This window comes from Falsiroseomonas sp. HW251 (genome assembly GCF_050563545.1).
GTDB lineage: Bacteria > Pseudomonadota > Alphaproteobacteria > Acetobacterales > Acetobacteraceae > Falsiroseomonas.
Genome location: NZ_JBNXUM010000007.1, coordinates 160377 through 180245, shown reverse-complemented (window position 1 = coordinate 180245; position 19869 = coordinate 160377). Strand labels below are relative to the sequence as shown.

The following is a 19869-nucleotide window of genomic DNA, read 5'->3' as shown; positions in this document are numbered from 1 at the left end:
GTCACGATCGCGGGGGCAGATCGAAAAGCCGGCCCCAGCCCCGCACCAGCGACGGCGCGACCCCGGCCCGGCGCAGCGCGCCCCAGAGCGCGGTCGCGCAGGTGTCGAGGCAGGGAATGCCGCTCTCCCGCTCCACCGCCGCCGCGGCCCGCATCCCGCGCAGGTTGGTGGAGATGATGGCCACGGCCTGGACCCCCGGCGCCGCCGCGACCTCCCGCGTCAGGGCCGTGACCTGCTCATCCGTGAAGCGGGCGAAGGAGAAATTGCCGGGGTCGTTCAGGTGGCGCTCGGCGACGACCTCGATGCCTTCCTCCGCCAGCACGCCGATCGTGGCGTCCTGGACGTCGTGCAGGAAGGGCGTGACGAGGCCGATGCGCGTCGCGCCGAAGCCCGCCAGCAGCTCGAGCAGGGCGAGCATGGCGGTGTCGCCGGCGATGCCGCGGGCGGCCAGCGCCTCGACCAGCGCGCGGTCGTGCCGCATGCCGGTGTAGCAGGCGGCCGTCGCGTTCAGCGTGACGCTGTGCATATGCGCATCCATCAGCAGGTCGGCCGCGGCGAGTAGCGGATCGGCGGTGAACTGCGCCAGCGCCTCCGCCGAGGTGTCGAGCCGCGTCACACGGAATCGCGCGACATGCAGCGTCACGCCGGCGACGCCCTGCAGCATGGCGGCGGTGGCGGGCTCGGCGACGGTGTTGCTGGAGGGGACCAGCATGCCGATGCGGCGGAGCTGTTGCGTGGCGTCCTGTGGGGCGTCCATCGTCGCCTCCTTCCCGGGCAGGTGTGAAGGACCTCTGCCACCGCCTCGCCCGGCGCGCCAGATGAGCCTTGCCCCGCCCGCCCGCGCGGCGCATCTGCATCGGGACCATGGCCGCGTCGCTGATTCGCCTGCTGCCGGAAACCACCGCCAACCGCATCGCCGCCGGCGAGGTGGTGGAGCGCCCGGCCGCCGCCGTGAAGGAGCTGGTGGAGAACGCGCTCGACGCCGGCGCGCGGCGCATCGCGGTGACGCTCGAGGAAGGCGGCATCGGCCGTATCCTCGTCGAAGACGACGGCTCCGGCATGTCGGCCGAGGAGCTGGACCTCGCGGTCGAACGCCACGCCACCTCCAAGCTGCCGGAGGAGGCGACGCTGTTCCGCATCGCCACCCTGGGCTTCCGCGGCGAGGCGCTGCCCTCCATCGGCGCGGTGGCGCGGCTGACCCTGACGTCGACGAACGGCTCCGGCGGCGCGCATGCCATCACGATCGAGGGCGGCCGCAAATCGGCGGTCGCGCCGGCGGCCGGCGCGCCCGGCACCCGCGTCGAGGTGCGCGACCTCTTCTTCGCGACCCCCGCCCGCCGCGCCTTCCTGAAATCCGCGCGGTCCGAGGGCGAGGCAGCGGTGGAGGCCGTGCGGCGCCTCGCGCTGGCCTGGCCCGAGGTCGGCTTCCGCGTCGAGCTCGACGGCCGCCAGGTCCTGGCGCTGCCGCCGCAGGACCGCGATGCGCGGATCGTGGCACTGCTCGGCGGAGAGTTCGGCGCCGCGGCGCTACCGGTGGAGGCGACGCGGGACGGGCTGTCGCTGTCCGGCCTCGCCGCCGCGCCGACGCATCACCGCCCGACCGGCGAGTACCAGCATCTCGTCGTCAACCGTCGGCCCGTGCGCGACCCGCAGCTGCGCACCGCGCTGCGCGTCGCCTATCGCGAGCTGATCCCGCGCGGCCGCCACCCGGCGGCGGCACTCTTCCTCGAGATCCCGCCCGAGGCGGTGGACGTCAACGTCCATCCCATGAAGACCGAGCTGCGTTTCCGCGACGCCGAGGGCGTGCGCGGGATGCTGATCTCGGCGCTGCGCCGGGCGCTGGCGGTCGGCGTCGCCGCCGTCCCTTCCGCGCAGCCTGGCGCCGCGCCTGGCTTCGCCGAGGCCGCGCCCACCCCCTTCGGCATGCCGGTCGACGCGCCGCGCTGGCAGCCCCTGCCGGGCTGGCGACCGGAGCCCGTGCCGCAACGCCCGCCGGCGCCGCGTCTGCCGCTCGGCTTCGCCACGCCGCAGCCGGTGCCGCAACCCGCGTCGCTGCCGGTCGCGGAGGAAGGCCCGCTCGGGCGGCCGCTGGCGCAGCTGCTCTCCACCTATGTGCTGGCCGAGGCGCCTGACGGCGCGCTCGTGCTGGTGGACCAGCACGCCGCGCATGAGCGCCTGACCCATGAGGCGCTGAAGGAACAGCTGCAATCCGGCGGCGTGCGCGCGCAGCCCCTGCTGCTGCCCGCGGTGGTCGAGATGGCCTCGGCCGCCGTCGCGCGCCTGCTGGACCAGGCCGAGGACCTCGCGCGGCTCGGCCTGGAGATCGAGGGCTTCGGCCCCGGCGCGGTGCTGGTCCGCGCGTTACCCGCCCTGCTCGGCAACCCTGACCCGGCCCCGCTGCTGGCCGACATCGCGGAGGAGCTGGCCGAGAGCGGGGAGGCGCTGGCGCTCGCCGACCGGCTGGACGCCGCCATCGCGCGGCTCGCCTGTCACGGTTCCGTGCGGGCGGGGCGCCGCCTCACGGGCGAGGAGATGGCCGCCCTGCTGCGCCAGATGGAGGCGACGCCGCGCGCCGCGACCTGCAGCCATGGCCGTCCCACCTTCATCCGGCTGGGCAAGGCCGAGCTGGAAAAGCTGTTCGCGCGGCGCTGATCGGGTGTAGCGTTCCGCCTCCCTCTCCCCGGGAGGCGCGCCGATGCGCGTGTTGCAGCTCGTCTACGCCTCCCGCCCCTTCGGCTTCGACGCGAATGCGCTGGAGGCGATCATGGCCATCGCGCGCAAGCGCAACGGGCGGGACGGCATCACCGGCGCCCTGATCTGCCGCCACGACCTCTTCATGCAGATGCTGGAAGGCCCGCGCGACAAGGTGACGTCCTGCTTCGCCCGCATCCTGCGCGACGACCGCCATGTCGAGGTGTCGCTGCTGTGGTGCGGCGACGCCGCCAGGCGGCTCTTTCCGGACTGGGCGATGCGGGAGGATGCCTGGCCGTCCTGGATGTGGGGCGCTGCGGCGCTGTCCGACGGCGCGGTCGCGAACGCCACCGCCGAGGAATCCCGCCAGGTCTTCGTGCGCCTGTCGAAGGAGCCCCAGCAGCGCGGCCGCCTGCACGAGGCCCTCGGCCATTGACGAAGCCGCCCCGGCGCGGCACGCCGGGGCATGGCGACGATCAAGGCCGCGCAGATCGCGGTGACACCCTTCCAGCAGAACTGCGCCCTGGTCTGGGACGCCGAGACCGGCAAGGGCACGGTGGTGGATCCCGGCGGCGACGTGCCGCGCATCACGGCGGCGATCGACCGCGCGGGCTTCACCGTCGAGAGCATCCTGCTGACGCATGGTCACCTCGACCACGCGGGCGGTGCGGCGGAACTCAAGCGCCTGCTGCAGGCGAAGGGGGGCGCGCCGGTGCCGATCGAGGGGCCGGACCGGCGCGATGATTTCCTGCTCTCGGGCATCGCCGCGCAGGCCGCGGAATACGGGCTGGAGGGCCTGGACAACGCGACCCCCGACCGCTGGCTGTCGGAAGACGACACGGTGCAGATCGCCGGCCAGGATTTCGAGGTGCTGCATTGTCCCGGCCACACGCCGGGGCACCTGGTCTTCGCGTCGAGGGCGCTGGGCTTCGCGCTGGTGGGCGACGTGATCTTCCGCGGCTCGATCGGGCGGACCGACTTTCCCTATGGCGACCACGAGGCGCTGATCGAGGCGATCACGACGAAGCTGTTGCCGCTCGGCGACGCGATGCGCTTCCTCTGCGGCCACGGTCCGGGCTCCACCATCGGGGAGGAACGGCGGAGCAATCCGTTCCTGCGGTAGCGCACGCGCCCGCTTAGGGGCAGGCTTGCCCGGGTTGCATCGGGGAGGCTGCCGATGGGCGTCTGGGGGGCCGGGCTCCATGCCGGCGATGTCGCGCGGGACCTGAAGGGACTGATCGCCGCGGTGGCGCGGCTGCCGCTGGGCGCGGACGACCTCCTCGGCCTGCTCGTCGAGCGTTACCGCGCGACGGCTGAGGATCCTGACGACGAGGACCATACCGTCTTCTGGCTCGTCGTCGCGGACGGCCTCGGCCGGCTCGGCATCGACTGCCCCATGGCGCGGGAACGCGCGCTGGCGATCATCGACAGCGGCCGCGACCTCGCGATGTGCGAGGCGATTGAAATGGACAAGGCCACGCTGCGCAAGCGCGCCGCGATGCTGGCCGCGCTGCGCGAGACGCTGGCCCGCGGTCCGGCGCCGGGGGCGAAGAGGCGCGTGCTGACGGCGCCGCAGCCCTTCATCATGGAGATGGGCGAGGCCTTCGCCTTCCCGACCTGCCGGGGGCAGGGGATCAACGCCCACTTTCCCTCGCCCGAGGCGGATCCGACCTGGCGCGACCAGGATGGCTGGGGCGCCGGCCTGGTCTGCGAGCGCGGCCACGCCTTCGGCCATCTCGCCTGGTACCGGCTCTGCGTTCTCGGCCGCGTCTTCGCGGACGAACCGACGCTCGACGACGTGCGCGGCGGCTTCTTCGGCTGCGGGCTGTCCGCCGGCACCTGCACGAAACGGCAGTTCGAGCGCATGCGGCTGAAGCGCATCGGCACGCTGCCGGTCCGCGCCGGCGCGATCCTGGACCTCGTGCCGGAACTGCTGACCGAGGTGCGGTCGGGCGAGGAGGCCGCGATCCTCGATGTCTGCATCACGAGCAACCTGCGCGCCCGCACCGACGGCTTCCGCGAGACGCCGGTGGCCGACGTGCTTGCGGGCTGAGCTACCGCGGCCGCAGCACCACCACCGCCTGCACCGTCGCCATCACCGCGATATCCTCGGCCACCGCGACCGGCGGCGGCCCGCTGGCCGCGCGGGCGCTCGCGGCCATCGGCGCGGCCATCGGGCGCGGCATGCGGTCCGGCACGTCGATCCTGATCTCCTTCAGCCCCGCCACCTGCAGGCCGAGCTGCTGCGCCACCGCATCCGCCCGGCGGCGCAACGCATCAAGCGCCAGGCGCGACGCCTCCTCCCGCGCCTCGCGCTGCGTCTCGGGCTTCAGCGTCCACTGCAGGCCGCCCGTCACCATCCCCTGGCCCTGCAGCGCGCCGACCAACTCCAGCACGGCGGCGCCATCATTGCCGCGCAGCGTCAGCTGCTGGGACGCGATCCAGGCCCGGTTGTCGTCCACCCGGTTGGTCCAGTAGCCGCCGGTTGCGACCCGCACGCCCGGCACGCCGCGCGCGCGGGCGACGGCTGCGGTGATGGCGCGGTTCACCGCCTCCTGCGCGGCGGCGGCGTTCGCCGCGCGGGCCTCGGCGCGGAGCGTGGCGACGATCTCATCCGGCGTGCGGCTGACCTCGGCACTCTCGCCGATATGCAGTTCGGTGTCGGGCGCCGGCGCCTGCGCAAGCGCGGCGCCCGGGAGGGCCAGGACAGCGAGCAGGGCGATCCGGCGATGCATGGTCTCTCCTCCTGATGTTGCGCCACATCGCACCGAGGCCGTGGCAGGAGCATGGCGGAAACGCGCCCGGCGGTTGACGCGCGCTGCGCCGCGGCGGAGGCTTCCCCGGTCAAGCAGGGAGAACAGGCATGCACCCCGTCGCCCGCCGCGCCGCGCTCGCCGTCGCGCTGGCTCTCGGCCTGGCGCAGACCGCAGGCGCCCAGGCGCCCTCGTCGGGCGGCCGCCCGTTCACCTGGGCCTTCAACTCCGACATCCTGACGCTCGACCCGCACTCCTCGAACCACACCTTCACCAACGCATTCCTCGGCAACGTCTACGAGGCGCTGGTCCGCCACAACGACCGCATCGAGATCGAGCCCGCACTGGCCGAGAGCTTCTCCCGCACCAGCCCTACGGTCTGGCGCTTCAACCTCCGCCGCGGCGTCACCTTCCACAACGGCGAGAGCTTCGACGCCGACGACGTACTCTTCACCTGGCAGCGCGTGAACTCGCCGGGGTCGCTCGCCAAGGGGCTGCTCGGCCAGATCCGCGAAGTGCGCAAGATCGACCAGTACACCATCGAGATCGAGACGCACCGTCCCTTCCCGATCCTGCCGGCCTCCATCACGCAGTTCTACATCATGGACGAGGGCTGGAGCCGCGCGAACAACGCGATGGAAGCGGCCAACCTCGCGACCCAGGCGGAATCCGGCGCGACACGCGCGGCCAACGGCACCGGCCCCTTCCGCATCGTCGAGCGCCGGCCGGACGAGCGCACGATCCTCGAGGCCTTCCCGCAGTGGTGGGACCGCCCCGTGCACAACCTTGGCCGCGTCACCTTCACGCCGATCCGCTCGGCGCCGACGCGCACGGCGAGCCTGCTGTCGGGCGCGATCGACGCCAATGTCGAGGTACCGCTGCAGGACATCCCGCGCCTGCTGCAGGACCAGCGGGTGCAGGTGATCGAGGGGCCGGAGCTGCGCACCATCTATCTCGGCTTCGACCATGACCGCGACCAGCTGCTCTATTCCGACGTGCAGGGCCGCAACCCGCTGCGCGACCGCCGCGTGCGGGAGGCGATCTACCGTGCCATCGACGTGGATTCGCTCGTCCGCAACGTCATGCGCGGCAAGGCCTGGCCGGCGGGGATGATGGTCAGCCCCTATCTCGCCGGCGCGCCGCAGGACCTGAACACGCGCCTGCCCTACGACCCCGAGGCATCGCGGCGCCTACTGGCCGAGGCCGGCTATCCCAACGGGTTCAGCGTCGGCATCGTCTGCCCCAACGACCGCTACGTGAACGACGAGCGCACCTGCCAGGCGATCGCGTCCATGCTGGCGCGCGTCGGCATCCGGCTGCAGGTGCAATCGGAGCCGACCGCGGTCTGGTCGCGGCGCACCGCGAACCGCGACTTCTCGATGTTCATGCTCGGCCATGCCGGCCTGCCGCTGGCCGACAGCTATTCCACGCTGAACGAGGTGCTGAAGACCGTGTCGCAGACCACCGGCGGGCTGAACTACGGCCGCTGGTCGAACGCGCAGTTCGACGCGCTGACGGACCAGGCGGCGGAGGCGCCGGACGAGCCGACCCGCCAACGCCTGATCCGCGAGGCGCTGGCGATCGAGCGCGCCGAGATCGCCAATGTGCCGCTCTTCCAGCAGCCCATCGCCTGGGCCGCGCGGCGGGGAATCGATCTGAGGCAAGCACCGGACAACCGGCTGCGGCTGTGGATCGTGCGGGTGGACTGAACCTCCGCCTCCCCCTGCAATTCCATACCCTCTCCCCCCTGCCGGGGGGCGAGGGAAGGAAATGGGCGAAGCGCCCTCCAACCAGGACCGTCCATACCCATGCCCGACCTTCTCCTACGCGGCGGCACCGTCATCACCATGGATGCGGACCGCCGCGTCCTCGACGACGGCGCCGTCGCCATCAAGAACGGCCGCATCCTCGCCGTCGGCCCGACGGCGGCCATCGAAGCCGCGCACCCCGACGCCGCGCAGGTCATCGACGCGCGCGGCAAGGCCATCCTGCCGGGCCTGATCGACGGCCACGCCCATGCCGGGCACGGCCTGGTCAAGACCATGGGCAGCGGCGATTCCGACGCCTGGTCCGAAGCCTGCCGCATCATCTACACCCTCGCCTCCCCGCCCGCCTTCTGGCGCGCGGAAGCCCAACTCGCGGCGTATGAACGCCTGCGCTTCGGCGTCACCACCGGCGTCTCGTTGCTCGGCGGCGGCGACAGCATCGGCCGTGTGGACGACCCGGTCTTCACCGATGTGCATGCCACGGCGACCGAGGAGATCGGCATCCGCTCCATCCTCGTGCTCGGCCCGACGCGGCCGCCCTTCCCGCGGCCCTATGTCGGGCCCGATGGCGTGGAACGCCCTGTCACCTTCGAGCAGCAGCTGGAGACCATCACCGCCGGGGTCGAGACCTGGCACGGCAAGGGGAATGTCCGGGTCGCGACGCTGATGCCGGTCTATCGCGAGGCGAAGCACGACCCGGCCAAGGTGAAGGAGATCGAGCGCCAGGGCCGGCTGGTCCGGGAGGCCGGGCAGCGTCGCGGCGCCTGGTTCCACCAGGACGGTCACCGGCAGGGCTCCATCGAGATGGCCGACCGGATGTTCGGCCTGATCGGTCCCGACAGCTGGCACAGTCACTGCACGGACCTGACGGATGCCGACATCGAGACGCTGCGCCGCACCGGCGCCAGCGTGGTGCACAACCCCTCGGCCATCGCCGCGGTGCGCGGTTATTGCCCCGCGCCGCGGATGATGGAGGCCGGCATCACCGTGATGATCGGCTCCGACGCCACGGCGCCCGACCGCTCCGGCGACATGTTCCGGCACATGTTCCAGTGCATCCGCTACCACCAGCGCCATTTCCGTGACGAGCGCATGATGACGCCGGGCAAGGCGCTGGAGATGGTGACGGTGGACGCCGCGAAGGGCCTCGGCCTGTCGCACGAGATCGGCAGCCTCGAGCCCGGCAAGCTCGCCGACGTCATCACGGTGGACCTGACGGGACCTCACATGGTGCCGGCCAACATGCCGGTCTCGCGAATCGTCTATTTCGCGAACGGCCACGACGTGCGCGACGTGATCGTCGGCGGCCGCGTGCTGCTGCGCGACGGCGTCGCCCCGCATCTCGACGCAGGCGCGATCGTCGAGGCCGCGCAGCGCGAGACCGAGGCGATGCTCGACCGTTCCGGTCTGCGCCACATGGTGGCCGAGGATCCCGGCTGGGGCCGCACCCGGCGCTGAACCCTTCCGGCAGAAATCCAGGCTAATATCAATTGCGGGTTGATGAACGGCGTGCGACGCTGACGGTCCAGGCAAGGTCGCCGCGCGCCAGGACGCGGCCTCCGCCCGACGCGGCGCAAGGAAACCCCGAATGCCTTATGTTGCCCACAACATCGCAAAGATCGCCGGCAGCCACCTCATCTCCGGCGGCGGCGACGCCGCATCCGCCATAGTGGCGGAAGCCAAGGCCGCGGCGCTGCAGGACCTCCTGCAGGAATACTACCAGGACCCCCACTACGAGTTCGACGGCTCCGATATCGACCAGACGGACGTCAAGAAGGCCATCGCCTATGTCCGCGGCAAGAAGCACACCAAGGCCATCCGCAAGGGCGTGATCGCGACGACGAAGTTCGGCCTGCAGGTCGCGGCGACGGTCGGCGGCGCGACGGTCGGCTCCATCGTCCCGGTCGCCGGCACGGCGCTCGGCGGCCTCGGCGGCGCGATCGCCGGCGCTGGCCTCGGCACCGGCGTGACTGTGCTGGACCGCATGAAGCGCTCGACCAAGGGGATCTACAAGTACCTCAAGGGCACGCGTGGCCAGCATCGCGAACAGGCCGCCAACACGCTGATGCACTGTGCCAGCGCCCTCTACAACTGGGCGGATGGCCGCAACCCGGCGGATGATGCGCTGGTCATCATCCTGCAGGACGAATACGACGACGTCATGGCCAAGGGCGACGTGAAGCGCCTCGCCGCGCGGCTGAAGTCGAACTGACTGAACTCCGCTGCGGGCGCCGCGTCACCGGGCGACGCGGTCCCGCATGGCAGCCTCCACCGTGGCACGCGCGCCCGGGGCTGGCCCGTCATGCCGCGCCGGGCGATGCTGGCGGAAAGCGCCAGGAGGAAGCCCGTGACCACCCGCCGCGCCCTGCTCGCCGCCGGGCTTGCCGCCGCCCCGTCCGTGGCGCGCGCCCAGGCCTGGCCCGCGCGGCCCGTGCGCGTGGTCGAGCCCGCGGCCCCCGGCGGCGGCAACGACATCACCATCCGGCTCTTCGCGCCGCATCTCGAACGCGCGCTCGGCCAGGCCTTCGTGGTGGAGAACCGCCCCGGCGCCGGCGGGCGCATCGGGGTCGAGAACGTCTTCCGCGCCCCGCCCGACGGCTACACCCTGCTGATGGGCAATGCCGGGTCGAACGGCATCAACGCCGCGATCTACCGCGACCTCCCCTACAACCTCGAGACCGACTTCGTGCCGATCTCGATGCTGGTCACCGGACCGAACGCGCTGGTGGTCAACCCGCGCGTCTTCCCCGTGAACTCGGTGCGGGAGCTGATCGCGGCGATCAAGGCGAGGCCGGCGAATGCCTTCAACTACGGCAGCGGCGGCGTCGGGTCCTCCGCGCACCTGTCGGCCGAGCTCTTCAAGCAGATGGCCGGCGTGCAGATGGAGCACATCCCCTATCGCGGCGCGCCGGAATTCGGCCAGGCCGTGGTCACGGGCGACGCGCCCTTCCTGATCGCCAACCTCGTCAACATCATGCCCTTCATCAGCCGCGGCGAGGTGAAGCTGCTGGCCGTCACCAGCCTTGAGCGCTGGCCCGACCTGCCCGAGGTCCCGACCCTGAACGAGAGCGGCCTGCCAGGCTTCGAGACCATCGCCTGGAACGGGCTGTTCGGCCCGCGCGGCCTGCCGCAGGCCGTCGTGGATCGCCTGGTGCCGGAGCTCCAGCGCATCGGGCGCATGCCCGAGGTGACCGAGCGCGTGAAGCTGATCGGCGGCCAGGTCGTGGCGAGCACGCCGGAGATGCTCGCCGCCCGCGTGCGCAGCGACATCGCGAAATGGCGCGAGGTCGCGCGCGCCGCGAACATCCGGGCGGAGTAACAGGCGTGGCCGCTATCGACGCCGTGACGTTCCGTGGAATCCACGTCACACCGAAGACCAACTGGTGCTTCCTCGAGGTCCGCACCGCGGACGGCCTCACCGGTCTCGGCGAATGCACGCTGGCCAACCAGGAACCGCTGCTGGAGGCCGAGGCCGCGCGGCTGGCGGCGCATGTCACCGGCGAGGACGCGCGGCAGCGCAACCGCCTGGCTCGGCTTATCCCGCATGCGCCGGGCGGGCTCGTCGCCTGCACGATCGTCTCGGCCTTCGAGCAGGCGCTGGCCGACCTCGCGGCGCAGCGGGCGGGCCAGCCGCTGCACCTGTTCCTGGGAGGCGCGCTGCGCGATCCCGTGCGGCTCTATGCCAACATCAACCGCGGCGCTAACCCGCGCAGCCCCGCGGGCTTCGCCGCGGCCGCGACGCGCGCCCGCGCTGAGGGTTTTCGCGCCGTCAAGCTTGCGCCCTTCGAGCCGCTGGTCTGGGAGGACGGCTTCACCGAGGCGAACCGCAGCGCCTATGCCGAGGGCCTGGCCCGCATCGCGGCGGTGCGCGAGGCCGTGGGCCGGGACATCGAGGTCATGGTGGACGCGCATTGGCGCTTCTCGCCAGGCGGCGCGGCGGCGCTGATCCGCGACGTCGCGCCGCTCGGCCTGTTCTGGCTGGAATGCCCCGTGGCCGAGGCCAACCGCGCCGAGATCGTGCGGCTGCGCGGGATGGCGAACGACCGCGGCATGCGGCTCGCCGGCGCGGAGACGCTCGCGGGCCTTGCCGCCTATCGCGCGGTCGTCGAGGCCGGTTGCTACGACGTGCTGATGCCCGACGTGAAGCATGCCGGCGGGATCGAGGAGATCCGCCGCATCGCCGCGCTCGCCCAGACCGCGGGGGTGGAGATCGCGCCGCACAATCCGACCGGGCCCGTCTGCCACGCGCATTCCGTGCATCTCTGTTCCGTGGTGCCGAACTTCCTGCTGCTCGAGGTCCAGTTCGGTGAGACCGAGGCCTTCTTCGACATGGTGGAGGGCGAGGGACTGCGCTTCGTGGACGGCGCGGCGACGCTGCCGCAGGCCGCCGGGCTGGGCGTGCGGCTGGGACCGGGGCCGCATGAGGCGTGGAAGCGGATGGACCGTCCCTGGCTGGATCCGAGGCTGGGGTGAGGGTGCTGGAGAGTTCGCTTTCCGGGAAGCGTGCCCCTCCCCCGCTTGCGGGGGAGGGAATCGTCAGGGGCGGGAGAAGGAGTCTCCGCACGACTGAGAACGCTCCATGACCGCCTGGATCGCCTACACCCTCGCCGCCGCGCTCTTCCAGTGCTGGCGCACCGCGCTCCAGCAGCGCCTGCGGGGCGAGCTCTCGGTCAACGCCGCCGCCGTGGTGCGCTACCTCTACGGCGTCCCCGTCGGCCTGGCGCTGCTCCTCGCCTACGGCATCGCCACCGGCGACACCATGCCCTCCATGTCGGCCTGGATCGTCCTGCTCTGCGCCCTTGCCGGGCTCGGCCAGATCATCGGCACCAACCTCCTCATCATGGCCTTCGGCCACCGCAACTTCGCCGTCGGCACCGCCTATTCGAAGACCGAGGCGATGCAGGCCGCGATCATCGCCGTCGTCTTCCTCGGCGAGCATCTCTCGACGCTGTCCTGGCTCGGCATCGCGGTCGGCGTCGGCGGCGTGCTGTATCTCTCGCTGGCCGGCCGTGGCCTGACCGCGAAGGAACTGCTGAAAGGCATCACCCAGCCCGCCGCGCTATGCGGCATCGGCGCGGGGCTCGGTTTCGCCGTCACCGCGATCCTGGTCCGGCAGGCCAACCAGGCGATGCCGCCCGGCGACCTCATCCACAAGGCGCTGCTGATCCTGGTGGTGACCAACGCGCTGCAGACCCTGATGCAGGGCGGCTGGCTCGCCTGGGCCGAGCCGCAGTCGGTCCGGCAGGTCTTCTCGACCTGGCGGAGCTCGTCGCGCGTCGGCGCGCTATCGGCGCTGGGCTCCGCCTGCTGGTTCTCGGCCTTCGCGTTGGCCCCGGTCGCCCTTGTCCGCGCCCTGGGCCAGGTGGAGATCCTGTTCACGCTGGCCTTCAGCCGCTTCTACCTCCGCGAGAAGGCCAGGCCTGCCGACATGATCGGCGCGCTGGTCGTGGTCGCCGGGGTGGTGCTGGTGCTGATCGGAAGTCACTGAAAAAGCGGAAACGAGGGCCGCCATGGCGTCCCTCGCCGCTGGAATGCCCGCCTGCCCGCGGCCGAGGCTGGTTATATTGCCGCGTCGCAGCACGCGTGTTAAACGCCGCCCGCCGCTGCCGGGGGTGGTCCAGGCCACCCCTTGGCGCGCACCTGCCTTGTCGCGCCGTCCGTCGGCGCGCCGCCCATTTTCAGGACCGGGAAGCCTTGGCCTCCGCCACGACCGACACGGCCTCTCACGGGGCCCCCATCCCGACCGGCCTTGCCGAGCGCTATGCGCTGGCCCTGCTCGGCATCGTGGACGACCTCCGCCAGAAGGAGCCCGGCGCCGCGGACCGGGTGGCCGGCGACCTCGACAGCCTCTTCCGCCTCTGGCGCGATGATCCGGGCTTCCGCTTCTTCGTCGAGGATCCGCGGCTCGATGCCGCGTCGCAGCGCCGCGGTGCCTTCAGCATCATCGAGAAGGCCGGCATCGGGACCGAGGTCCGCAACCTCGTCGGCGTGCTCATCAACAACCGCCGCCTGAAGGAGCTGCCCGCCGTGGCGGCGGCTTTCGGCGCCAAGCTCGCGGAGCGCCGCGGCCAGCAGACGGCCGTCGTCTCCTCCGCCCACCAGCTGTCGGACACGCAGCGCGCGCAGCTCATCGCGCGGCTGACCGAAGCCGGCTTCTCCGGCGTGCAGCTGCAGGAGAACGTGGACCCCAGCCTGCTGGGTGGCCTCGTCGTCCGCATCGGCTCTCGCCTCTACGACAATTCGATCAAGTCAAAGCTGCAGCGACTGCAGTACGCGATGAAGGGGGCTGCCTGACATGGAGATCCGTCCTGCCGAGATCTCGGAGATCCTGAAGCAGCAGATCCAGGGCTTCGACGCCGAGGCGAACGTCGCGGAGGTCGGCACGGTGCTGACCGTCGGCGACGGCATCGCCCGCGTCTACGGGCTGCAGAACGTGATGGCCGGCGAGCTCGTGGAGTTCCCGTCCTCCGGCCTGAAGGGCATGGCGCTGAACCTCGAGACCGACAACGTCGGCATCGTGATCTTCGGCGACGACAAGTCGGTGCGCGAGGGCGACACGGTCAGCCGCACCGGCTCGATCGTGGACGTGCCCGTCGGCAAGGGCCTGCTCGGCCGCGTCGTGGACGGCCTCGGCAACCCGATCGACGGCAAGGGCCCGATCGCCTCGACCGAGCGCAAGCGCGTCGAGGTGAAGGCGCCCGGCATCATCCCGCGCAAGTCGGTGCATGAGCCCATGCAGACCGGCATCAAGGCGATCGACGCGCTGATCCCGATCGGCCGTGGCCAGCGCGAGCTGATCATCGGCGACCGCCAGACCGGCAAGACCGCCGTGATCCTGGACACGATCATCAATCAGAAGGGCATCAACGCCAGCGACGACGAGAGCAAGAAGCTCTATACGATCTACGTCGCGATCGGCCAGAAGCGCTCCACCGTCGCCCAGCTCGTCAAGACGCTGGAGGAGAACGGCGCGCTGGAATACTCCATCATCGTTGCGGCGACCGCGTCGGACCCGGCGCCGATGCAGTACATCGCGCCCTACACCGGCTGCACGATGGGCGAGTTCTTCCGCGACAACGGCATGCACGCCGTCATCTTCTACGACGACCTGTCCAAGCAGGCCGTCGCCTATCGCCAGATGTCGCTGCTGCTGCGGCGCCCGCCGGGCCGCGAGGCCTATCCCGGCGACGTCTTCTACCTGCACTCCCGCCTGCTGGAGCGCGCGGCGAAGATGAACGACGACTTCGGCGCGGGCTCGCTGACGGCGCTGCCGGTCATCGAGACGCAGGCCGGCGACGTCTCGGCCTACATCCCGACCAACGTCATCTCGATCACCGACGGCCAGATCTTCCTGGAGACGGAGCTCTTCTTCAAGGGCATCCGCCCCGCGGTGAACGTCGGCCTGTCGGTCTCGCGCGTCGGCTCGGCGGCGCAGATCAAGGCGATGAAGCAGGTCGCGGGCAAGATCAAGCTCGAGCTCGCGCAGTACCGCGAGATGGCGGCCTTCGCGCAATTCGCCTCCGACCTGGACGCAACCACGCAGGCCCTGCTGGCGCGTGGCGCGCGGCTGACGGAGCTGCTGAAGCAGCCGCAGTACCAGCCCGTCCCGGTCGAGGAGCAGGTCGCGGCAATCTTCGCCGGTACCCGCGGCTATCTCGACCGCATCCCGGTCGGCAAGGTCGGCGAGTTCGAGCGCCGCATGCTGTCCGAGCTGAAGACCCGCGCGCCGGAGATCCTGGACGCGATCCGCGCCGACCGCGAGATCAAGAAGGAGACCGAGGCGAAGCTGACATCGTTCCTCGACGACTTCGCCAAGTCCTTCGCCTGAACGGGGTGAAGGGATCGGGGACGACCGATGGCTAGTCTGAAGGCACTGCGGGCGCGCATCACCTCGGTGAAGAGCACCCGCAAGATCACCCAGGCCATGAAGATGGTCGCGGCGGCCAAGCTCCGCCGCGCCCAGACCCAGGCCGAGCAGGCGCGGCCCTATGCCGAGCGCATGGCGCGCATGCTGGCCTCTCTCGGCGCGTCGGTGGCCAACTCGCCGACGGCGCCGAAGCTGCTGGTCGGCACCGGCGCGGACAAGGTCCACATGCTGGTCGTGGTTACCGCCGACCGCGGCCTGGCCGGGCCATTCAACACCAATGTCGGCCGCTTCGCGCGCAACCGCATCCGCGCGCTGGAAGCGGAAGGCAAGCAGGTCAAGGTGCTCTCGGTCGGCCGCAAGGGCGCGGCCTTCCTGAAGCGCGAATTCCCCCGCCACATCGTCGGCGAGATCAGCTTCATGGGGAAGAAGCGCATCGGCTTCGAGGACGCGACCGACGTCGCCGACCGCATCACCGCGATGCTGGAAGCCGGCGACTTCGACTCCTGCAGCCTGGTCTACAACCGCTTCCAGTCCGTCATCACCCAGGTGACGACTGAGCAGCGGCTGGTCCCGGCGCCGATGCCGGAGGATGCACCCGCCGCGGCCGCCACCGGCCCGCAGGCGCTCTACGAATACGAGCCGGCGGAGGAGGAGATCCTCGCGACGCTGCTGCCGCGCAACCTGGCGATCCAGGTCTATCGCGCCCTTCTGGAGAACAATGCCGGCTTCTACGGCAGCCAGATGAACGCGATGGACAACGCCACGCGCAACGCCGGCGAGATGATCAACAAGCTCACGCTCAACTACAATCGCACGCGACAGGCCAACATCACCAAGGAGCTGATCGAGATCATCTCCGGTGCCGAGGCGGTCTGAGGAGCAACGCATCATGAAGAACAACGTTGGCAAGGTGACGCAGGTCCTCGGCGCGGTCGTGGACGTGCAGTTCCCCGCCGAGCTGCCCTCGATCCTGAACGCGCTCACCGTCAAGATCGGCGAGCAGACGCTGGTTCTCGAGGTTGCGCAGCACCTCGGCGAGCGCACGGTCCGCACTATCGCGATGGACACGACCGACGGCCTGGTCCGCGGCGCGGAAGTCGTGGACACCGGCGCGGGCATCTCGGTGCCGGTCGGCAACGGCACGCTTGGGCGCATCGTGAACGTCATCGGCGACCCGATCGACGAGCGCGGCCCGGTGCCGCACGACAAGTCCTACACCATCCACCGCGACGCCCCGCCCTTCGACGAGCAGGCGACCTCGGCCGAGATCCTGGTCACCGGCATCAAGGTCATCGACCTGCTGGCGCCCTACCTGAAGGGCGGCAAGATCGGCCTGTTCGGCGGTGCGGGCGTCGGCAAGACCGTCACCATCCAGGAGCTCATCAACAACGTCGCGAAGGCGCATGGCGGCGTGTCCGTCTTCGCCGGCGTGGGCGAGCGCACGCGCGAGGGCAACGACCTCTACCACGAGATGGTGGATGCCGGCGTCATCAAGCTGAACGAGGGCAACACCGACGGCTCCAAGGTGGCGCTGGTCTATGGCCAGATGAACGAGCCGCCGGGCGCCCGCGCGCGCGTGGCGCTCTCCGGCCTCTCGATGGCGGAATACTTCCGCGACGAGCAGGGCCAGGACGTGCTGTTCTTCATCGACAACATCTTCCGCTTCACCCAGGCGGGCGCCGAGGTGTCGGCGCTGCTCGGCCGCATCCCCTCGGCGGTGGGCTACCAGCCGACGCTGGCCACCGACATGGGCGCGCTGCAGGAACGCATCACCTCCACCAAGAAGGGCTCGATCACCTCGGTGCAGGCGATCTACGTGCCCGCCGACGACCTGACCGACCCCGCGCCGGCGACGTCCTTCGCGCACCTCGACGCCACGACCGTGCTGAGCCGCTCCATCGCGGAGATGGCGATCTTCCCGGCGGTGGACCCGCTGGACAGCACCTCGCGCGGCCTCGATCCGCGCGTTGTGGGCGAGGAGCACTACCGCGTCGCCCGCGAGACGCAGCGCATCCTGCAGACCTACAAGTCGCTGCAGGACATCATCGCCATCCTGGGCATGGATGAGCTCTCGGAAGAGGACAAGCTGGTCGTGGCGCGCGCGCGCAAGATCCAGCGCTTCCTCAGCCAGCCCTTCCACGTCGCCGAGGTCTTCACCGGCACGCCGGGCGTCTTCGTCAAGCTCGAGGACACGATCCGCAGCTTCGCAGGCATCGTCTCCGGCGAGTACGACCACCTGCCGGAAGCCGCCTTCTACATGGTCGGCACGATCGAGGATGCCGTGAAGAAGGCCGAGAGCCTGAAGGCGGCGGCGTAAGCCGCCCCTTCGGGACAGGACACCACCATGGCGACCTTCCAGCTCGAACTGGTCAGCCCCGAGCGCCTGCTGCTCAGCCGCCCCGTGGACATGGCGGTGATCCCCGCGGCGGAAGGCGAGATGGGCGTGCTGCCCGGCCATTCCCCCATGATCGTGGCGCTGCGCGGCGGCGTGATCACCGTGACCGAGAACGGCCAGGTGACCGACCGCCTCTTTGTCGCCGGCGGCTTCGCCGAGGTGACGCCGGAGCGCTGCACCGTGCTGGCCGACGAGGCGACGCCGGTCGCCCAGCTCTCCCGCACCGAAGCCGAGCAGCGCATCAAGGACGCCGAGGCGGCTTATGCCGACGCATCCTCCGCGACGCCGGAGAAGCGCGACGCCGCGATGGACCGGCTGCTCTCGGCCCGCGCGATGCTGCAGGCCGCGCAGGCCGCCTGATGCCCGGCCCCCGGCCCCGGGGGTCCTTGAAACCGTAAGCCCTCGGCAAGACATTGTCTGCCGGGGGCTTTCGTGTTGTTGGGGGACGCATGAAGCACTGGCGCATCGACCAGGTCGCCTGGGACCGGTTCGACCCCACCAAGGTCCCCCCGGATGTCATCCCGCTGGTCAAGGCCGCCGCCATGGTGGAGCGCAACGGCGACGATTACGCACTCTACCTGAACTCCGTCTTCCACGACGACCGCGACTTCCAGCTCGCCGTCCGCAACTGGGCCGAGGAAGAGGTGCAGCACGGTGAGGCGCTGGGCAAATGGGCGACGCTGGCCGATCCCGGCTGGGACTTCCCCGCGGCCTTCGCGCGCTACCGCGAGAGCTTCAAGATCGACACCAGGGCCGACGCCTCCATCCGCGGCAGCCGCACCGGCGAGCTGATCGCACGCTGCATGGTGGAGACCGGCACCTCGTCCTACTACACCGCGCTCAGCGAAGGCTCTCAGGAGCCCGTACTGAAGGAGATCTGCCGCCTGATCGCGGCGGACGAGTACCGCCACTTCAAGCTCTTCTACGACCACATGAAGCGCTACCTCGCGCGGGAGAACCTGTCCTTCATGCAGCGGCTGAAGGTCGCGATGGGACGGATCGGGGAGAGCGAGGACGACGAGCTCGCCTATGCCTTCCACTGCTCCAACGAAGCGCCGGGCACGCGATACGACCATGACCGCTGCATCGCGGGCTATATGGGCCGCGCGATGGGCTACTACCGCTTCCACCACATCGAGCGCGGCATGGGCATGATCTTCAAGTCCATCGGGCTCGAGCCGCGCGGGCGGCTTTCGGACATCGCGGCGAAGGGCGCGTGGCGCTTCCTGCAATGGCGCCGCGACCGCTTCCGCGCCGCGCTCGAGAAGGCCGCGAACGAGAACGCGGCGCCAGTGGCGAAGGCGGCGTAGCGGCGGCTCCGTCCCTCGCTGTTCTCTTTTTCCCTCCCCCGCGAGCGGGGGAGGGATGCACGTGGCGCGGAGGGAACCGGATGCTGCGAGAGTGACCCAACCCCCCTAGGCCGCCAGCGCCTGCGCGAACACCGCGGGGTCCACGTTCCCGCCGCTCACCACCACACCGACCGTCCTGCCCTTCGCGTCCAGCTTCCCCGCCAGCACCGCCGCCAGCGCCACCGCGCCACCAGGCTCGGCCACGATCTTCAGGTGCTCGAAGGCGAAGCGCATCGCGCGGAACACCTCGGCCCGCGTCACCACGATGCCGCCCGCCAGCCGCGGCTGGTTCACCGCGAAGGTGATCGCGCCCGGCCGCATGGACAGCAGCGCGTCGCAGATCGTCTCGCCCGCGCCGTCATTGGCGATGCGCGATCCCGCTTCGAGGCTGCGCTTCGTGTCGTCCCAGCCCTCGGGCTCCACCGCCCAGATCCGCGTCGCGGGCGAGGCGCCTTCCGCCGCCAGCGCGCAGCCCGCGATCAGCCCTCCGCCGCCCGTGCAGACCGCGAGCGCGTCGAGCTTCAGCCCCGCGCGCGCCGCGTCCTCGAACAGCTCCAGCGCCAGCGTGCCCTGGCCTGCGATGACGTCCGCGTGGTCGAAGGGCGGCAGCACCGTGCCGCCGCGCTCCTCGGCGAGCCGCGCGGCCAGCGTCTCCCGGTCCGTGGTCTTGCGGTCGAAGAAGGTGATCTCGGCGCCCCAGCGCTTCGTGCTCTCGACCTTGATGGAGGGCGCGTCGGACGGCATGGCGATCAGCGCGGGCATCTCCAGCATCGCCGCCGCGCAGGCCGTGGCCTGGCCGTGATTGCCCGAGGAATGCGTGACCACGCCCGCCTTGCGCAGCGACGGATCGAGCCTGAGTGCGGCATTCGTCGCGCCGCGCAGCTTGAAGCTGCCGGTGCGCTGCAGCGGCTCCGGCTTCACCAGGATCGTCCCGCCGGTCAGCCGGTCCAACACGGGGTGGCGCAGCATCGGCGTGCGCACGATGTGCGGCGCGATGCGCGCGGCGGCGGCACGCACGTCGTCATGGCTCGGCAGTGTTCCGCTCATC

19 protein-coding genes are annotated in these 19869 nt (G+C 71.0%); 16 read left to right on the top strand and 3 right to left on the bottom strand.

The features are described 5' to 3' along the window. Position 1 precedes the first annotated feature (1 nt). Positions 2-757 carry a maleate cis-trans isomerase family protein gene (locus ACLF3M_RS10760; protein WP_430656919.1) on the bottom strand — a complete coding sequence of 252 codons (756 nt, stop codon included), beginning with the start codon at positions 755-757 and terminating at the stop codon, positions 2-4. Between the two features lie 107 nt (positions 758-864). On the opposite strand from ACLF3M_RS10760, the gene mutL reads away from it, so the two are divergent. The 4 genes from mutL to ACLF3M_RS10740 are packed head-to-tail and all read left to right on the top strand — an operon-like array spanning position 865 to position 4744. After that, positions 865-2652: a DNA mismatch repair endonuclease MutL gene (gene mutL / locus ACLF3M_RS10755; RefSeq protein ID WP_430656918.1), complete on the top strand. Its 1788-nt coding sequence runs from the start codon at positions 865-867 to the stop codon at positions 2650-2652. A gap of 43 nt (positions 2653-2695) precedes the next feature. Then, entirely contained in the window at positions 2696-3127 is a 432-nt protein-coding gene (locus ACLF3M_RS10750) for a BLUF domain-containing protein (RefSeq protein WP_430656917.1), read from the top strand. Positions 3128-3157: 30 nt separating this feature from the next. Further along, entirely contained in the window at positions 3158-3814 is a 657-nt protein-coding gene (locus ACLF3M_RS10745) for an MBL fold metallo-hydrolase (protein WP_430656916.1), read from the top strand. Positions 3815-3868: 54 nt separating this feature from the next. Beyond that, entirely contained in the window at positions 3869-4744 is an 876-nt protein-coding gene (locus ACLF3M_RS10740) for a hypothetical protein (RefSeq protein ID WP_430656915.1), read from the top strand. Position 4745: 1 nt separating this feature from the next. Here ACLF3M_RS10740 and ACLF3M_RS10735 read toward each other — a convergent pair whose 3' ends face one another. Next, positions 4746-5426, bottom strand: a complete 681-nt coding sequence (locus tag ACLF3M_RS10735) for an SIMPL domain-containing protein (RefSeq protein WP_430656914.1) — start codon at positions 5424-5426, stop codon at positions 4746-4748. 128 nt (positions 5427-5554) lie between these two features. Between ACLF3M_RS10735 and ACLF3M_RS10730 the strand changes: the two genes are divergently transcribed. The 12 genes from ACLF3M_RS10730 (at position 5555) to ACLF3M_RS10675 (ending at position 18782) form a co-directional block, all read left to right on the top strand. Next, positions 5555-7153: an ABC transporter substrate-binding protein gene (locus ACLF3M_RS10730; RefSeq protein WP_430656913.1), complete on the top strand. Its 1599-nt coding sequence runs from the start codon at positions 5555-5557 to the stop codon at positions 7151-7153. 99 nt (positions 7154-7252) lie between these two features. Beyond that, positions 7253-8668 carry an amidohydrolase family protein gene (locus ACLF3M_RS10725; protein WP_430656912.1) on the top strand — a complete coding sequence of 472 codons (1416 nt, stop codon included), beginning with the start codon at positions 7253-7255 and terminating at the stop codon, positions 8666-8668. A gap of 130 nt (positions 8669-8798) precedes the next feature. Next, positions 8799-9422 (top strand): hypothetical protein, encoded by a 624-nt coding sequence (locus ACLF3M_RS10720; protein WP_430656911.1) that lies wholly within the window; start codon positions 8799-8801, stop codon positions 9420-9422. 135 nt (positions 9423-9557) lie between these two features. Then, on the top strand, positions 9558-10529 hold the full coding sequence (locus ACLF3M_RS10715; RefSeq protein WP_430656910.1) for a Bug family tripartite tricarboxylate transporter substrate binding protein: 972 nt from the start codon (positions 9558-9560) through the stop codon (positions 10527-10529). 5 nt (positions 10530-10534) lie between these two features. Continuing rightward, positions 10535-11683, top strand: coding sequence for a mandelate racemase/muconate lactonizing enzyme family protein (locus ACLF3M_RS10710; RefSeq protein ID WP_430656909.1), 1149 nt, complete (start codon positions 10535-10537; stop codon positions 11681-11683). A 106-nt stretch (positions 11684-11789) separates the two neighbouring features. Next, positions 11790-12698, top strand: a complete 909-nt coding sequence (locus tag ACLF3M_RS10705; protein ID WP_430656908.1) for an EamA family transporter — start codon at positions 11790-11792, stop codon at positions 12696-12698. 206 nt (positions 12699-12904) lie between these two features. After that, positions 12905-13504: an ATP synthase F1 subunit delta gene (atpH, locus tag ACLF3M_RS10700; protein ID WP_430656907.1), complete on the top strand. Its 600-nt coding sequence runs from the start codon at positions 12905-12907 to the stop codon at positions 13502-13504. 1 nt (position 13505) lies between these two features. After that, positions 13506-15038, top strand: coding sequence for a F0F1 ATP synthase subunit alpha (atpA, locus tag ACLF3M_RS10695; RefSeq protein WP_430656906.1), 1533 nt, complete (start codon positions 13506-13508; stop codon positions 15036-15038). 27 nt (positions 15039-15065) lie between these two features. After that, positions 15066-15953 (top strand): F0F1 ATP synthase subunit gamma, encoded by an 888-nt coding sequence (locus ACLF3M_RS10690; RefSeq protein ID WP_430656905.1) that lies wholly within the window; start codon positions 15066-15068, stop codon positions 15951-15953. A gap of 13 nt (positions 15954-15966) precedes the next feature. Then, positions 15967-17394, top strand: coding sequence for a F0F1 ATP synthase subunit beta (gene atpD / locus ACLF3M_RS10685; protein ID WP_430656904.1), 1428 nt, complete (start codon positions 15967-15969; stop codon positions 17392-17394). A gap of 27 nt (positions 17395-17421) precedes the next feature. Continuing rightward, on the top strand, positions 17422-17832 hold the full coding sequence (locus ACLF3M_RS10680) for a F0F1 ATP synthase subunit epsilon (RefSeq protein WP_430656903.1): 411 nt from the start codon (positions 17422-17424) through the stop codon (positions 17830-17832). An 89-nt stretch (positions 17833-17921) separates the two neighbouring features. Continuing rightward, positions 17922-18782, top strand: a complete 861-nt coding sequence (locus ACLF3M_RS10675) for a ferritin-like domain-containing protein (RefSeq protein WP_430656902.1) — start codon at positions 17922-17924, stop codon at positions 18780-18782. Positions 18783-18887: 105 nt separating this feature from the next. On the opposite strand, the gene ACLF3M_RS10670 is transcribed toward ACLF3M_RS10675, so the two are convergent. Continuing rightward, positions 18888-19868: a threonine ammonia-lyase gene (locus ACLF3M_RS10670; RefSeq protein WP_430656901.1), complete on the bottom strand. Its 981-nt coding sequence runs from the start codon at positions 19866-19868 to the stop codon at positions 18888-18890. Position 19869: the final 1 nt, after the last annotated feature.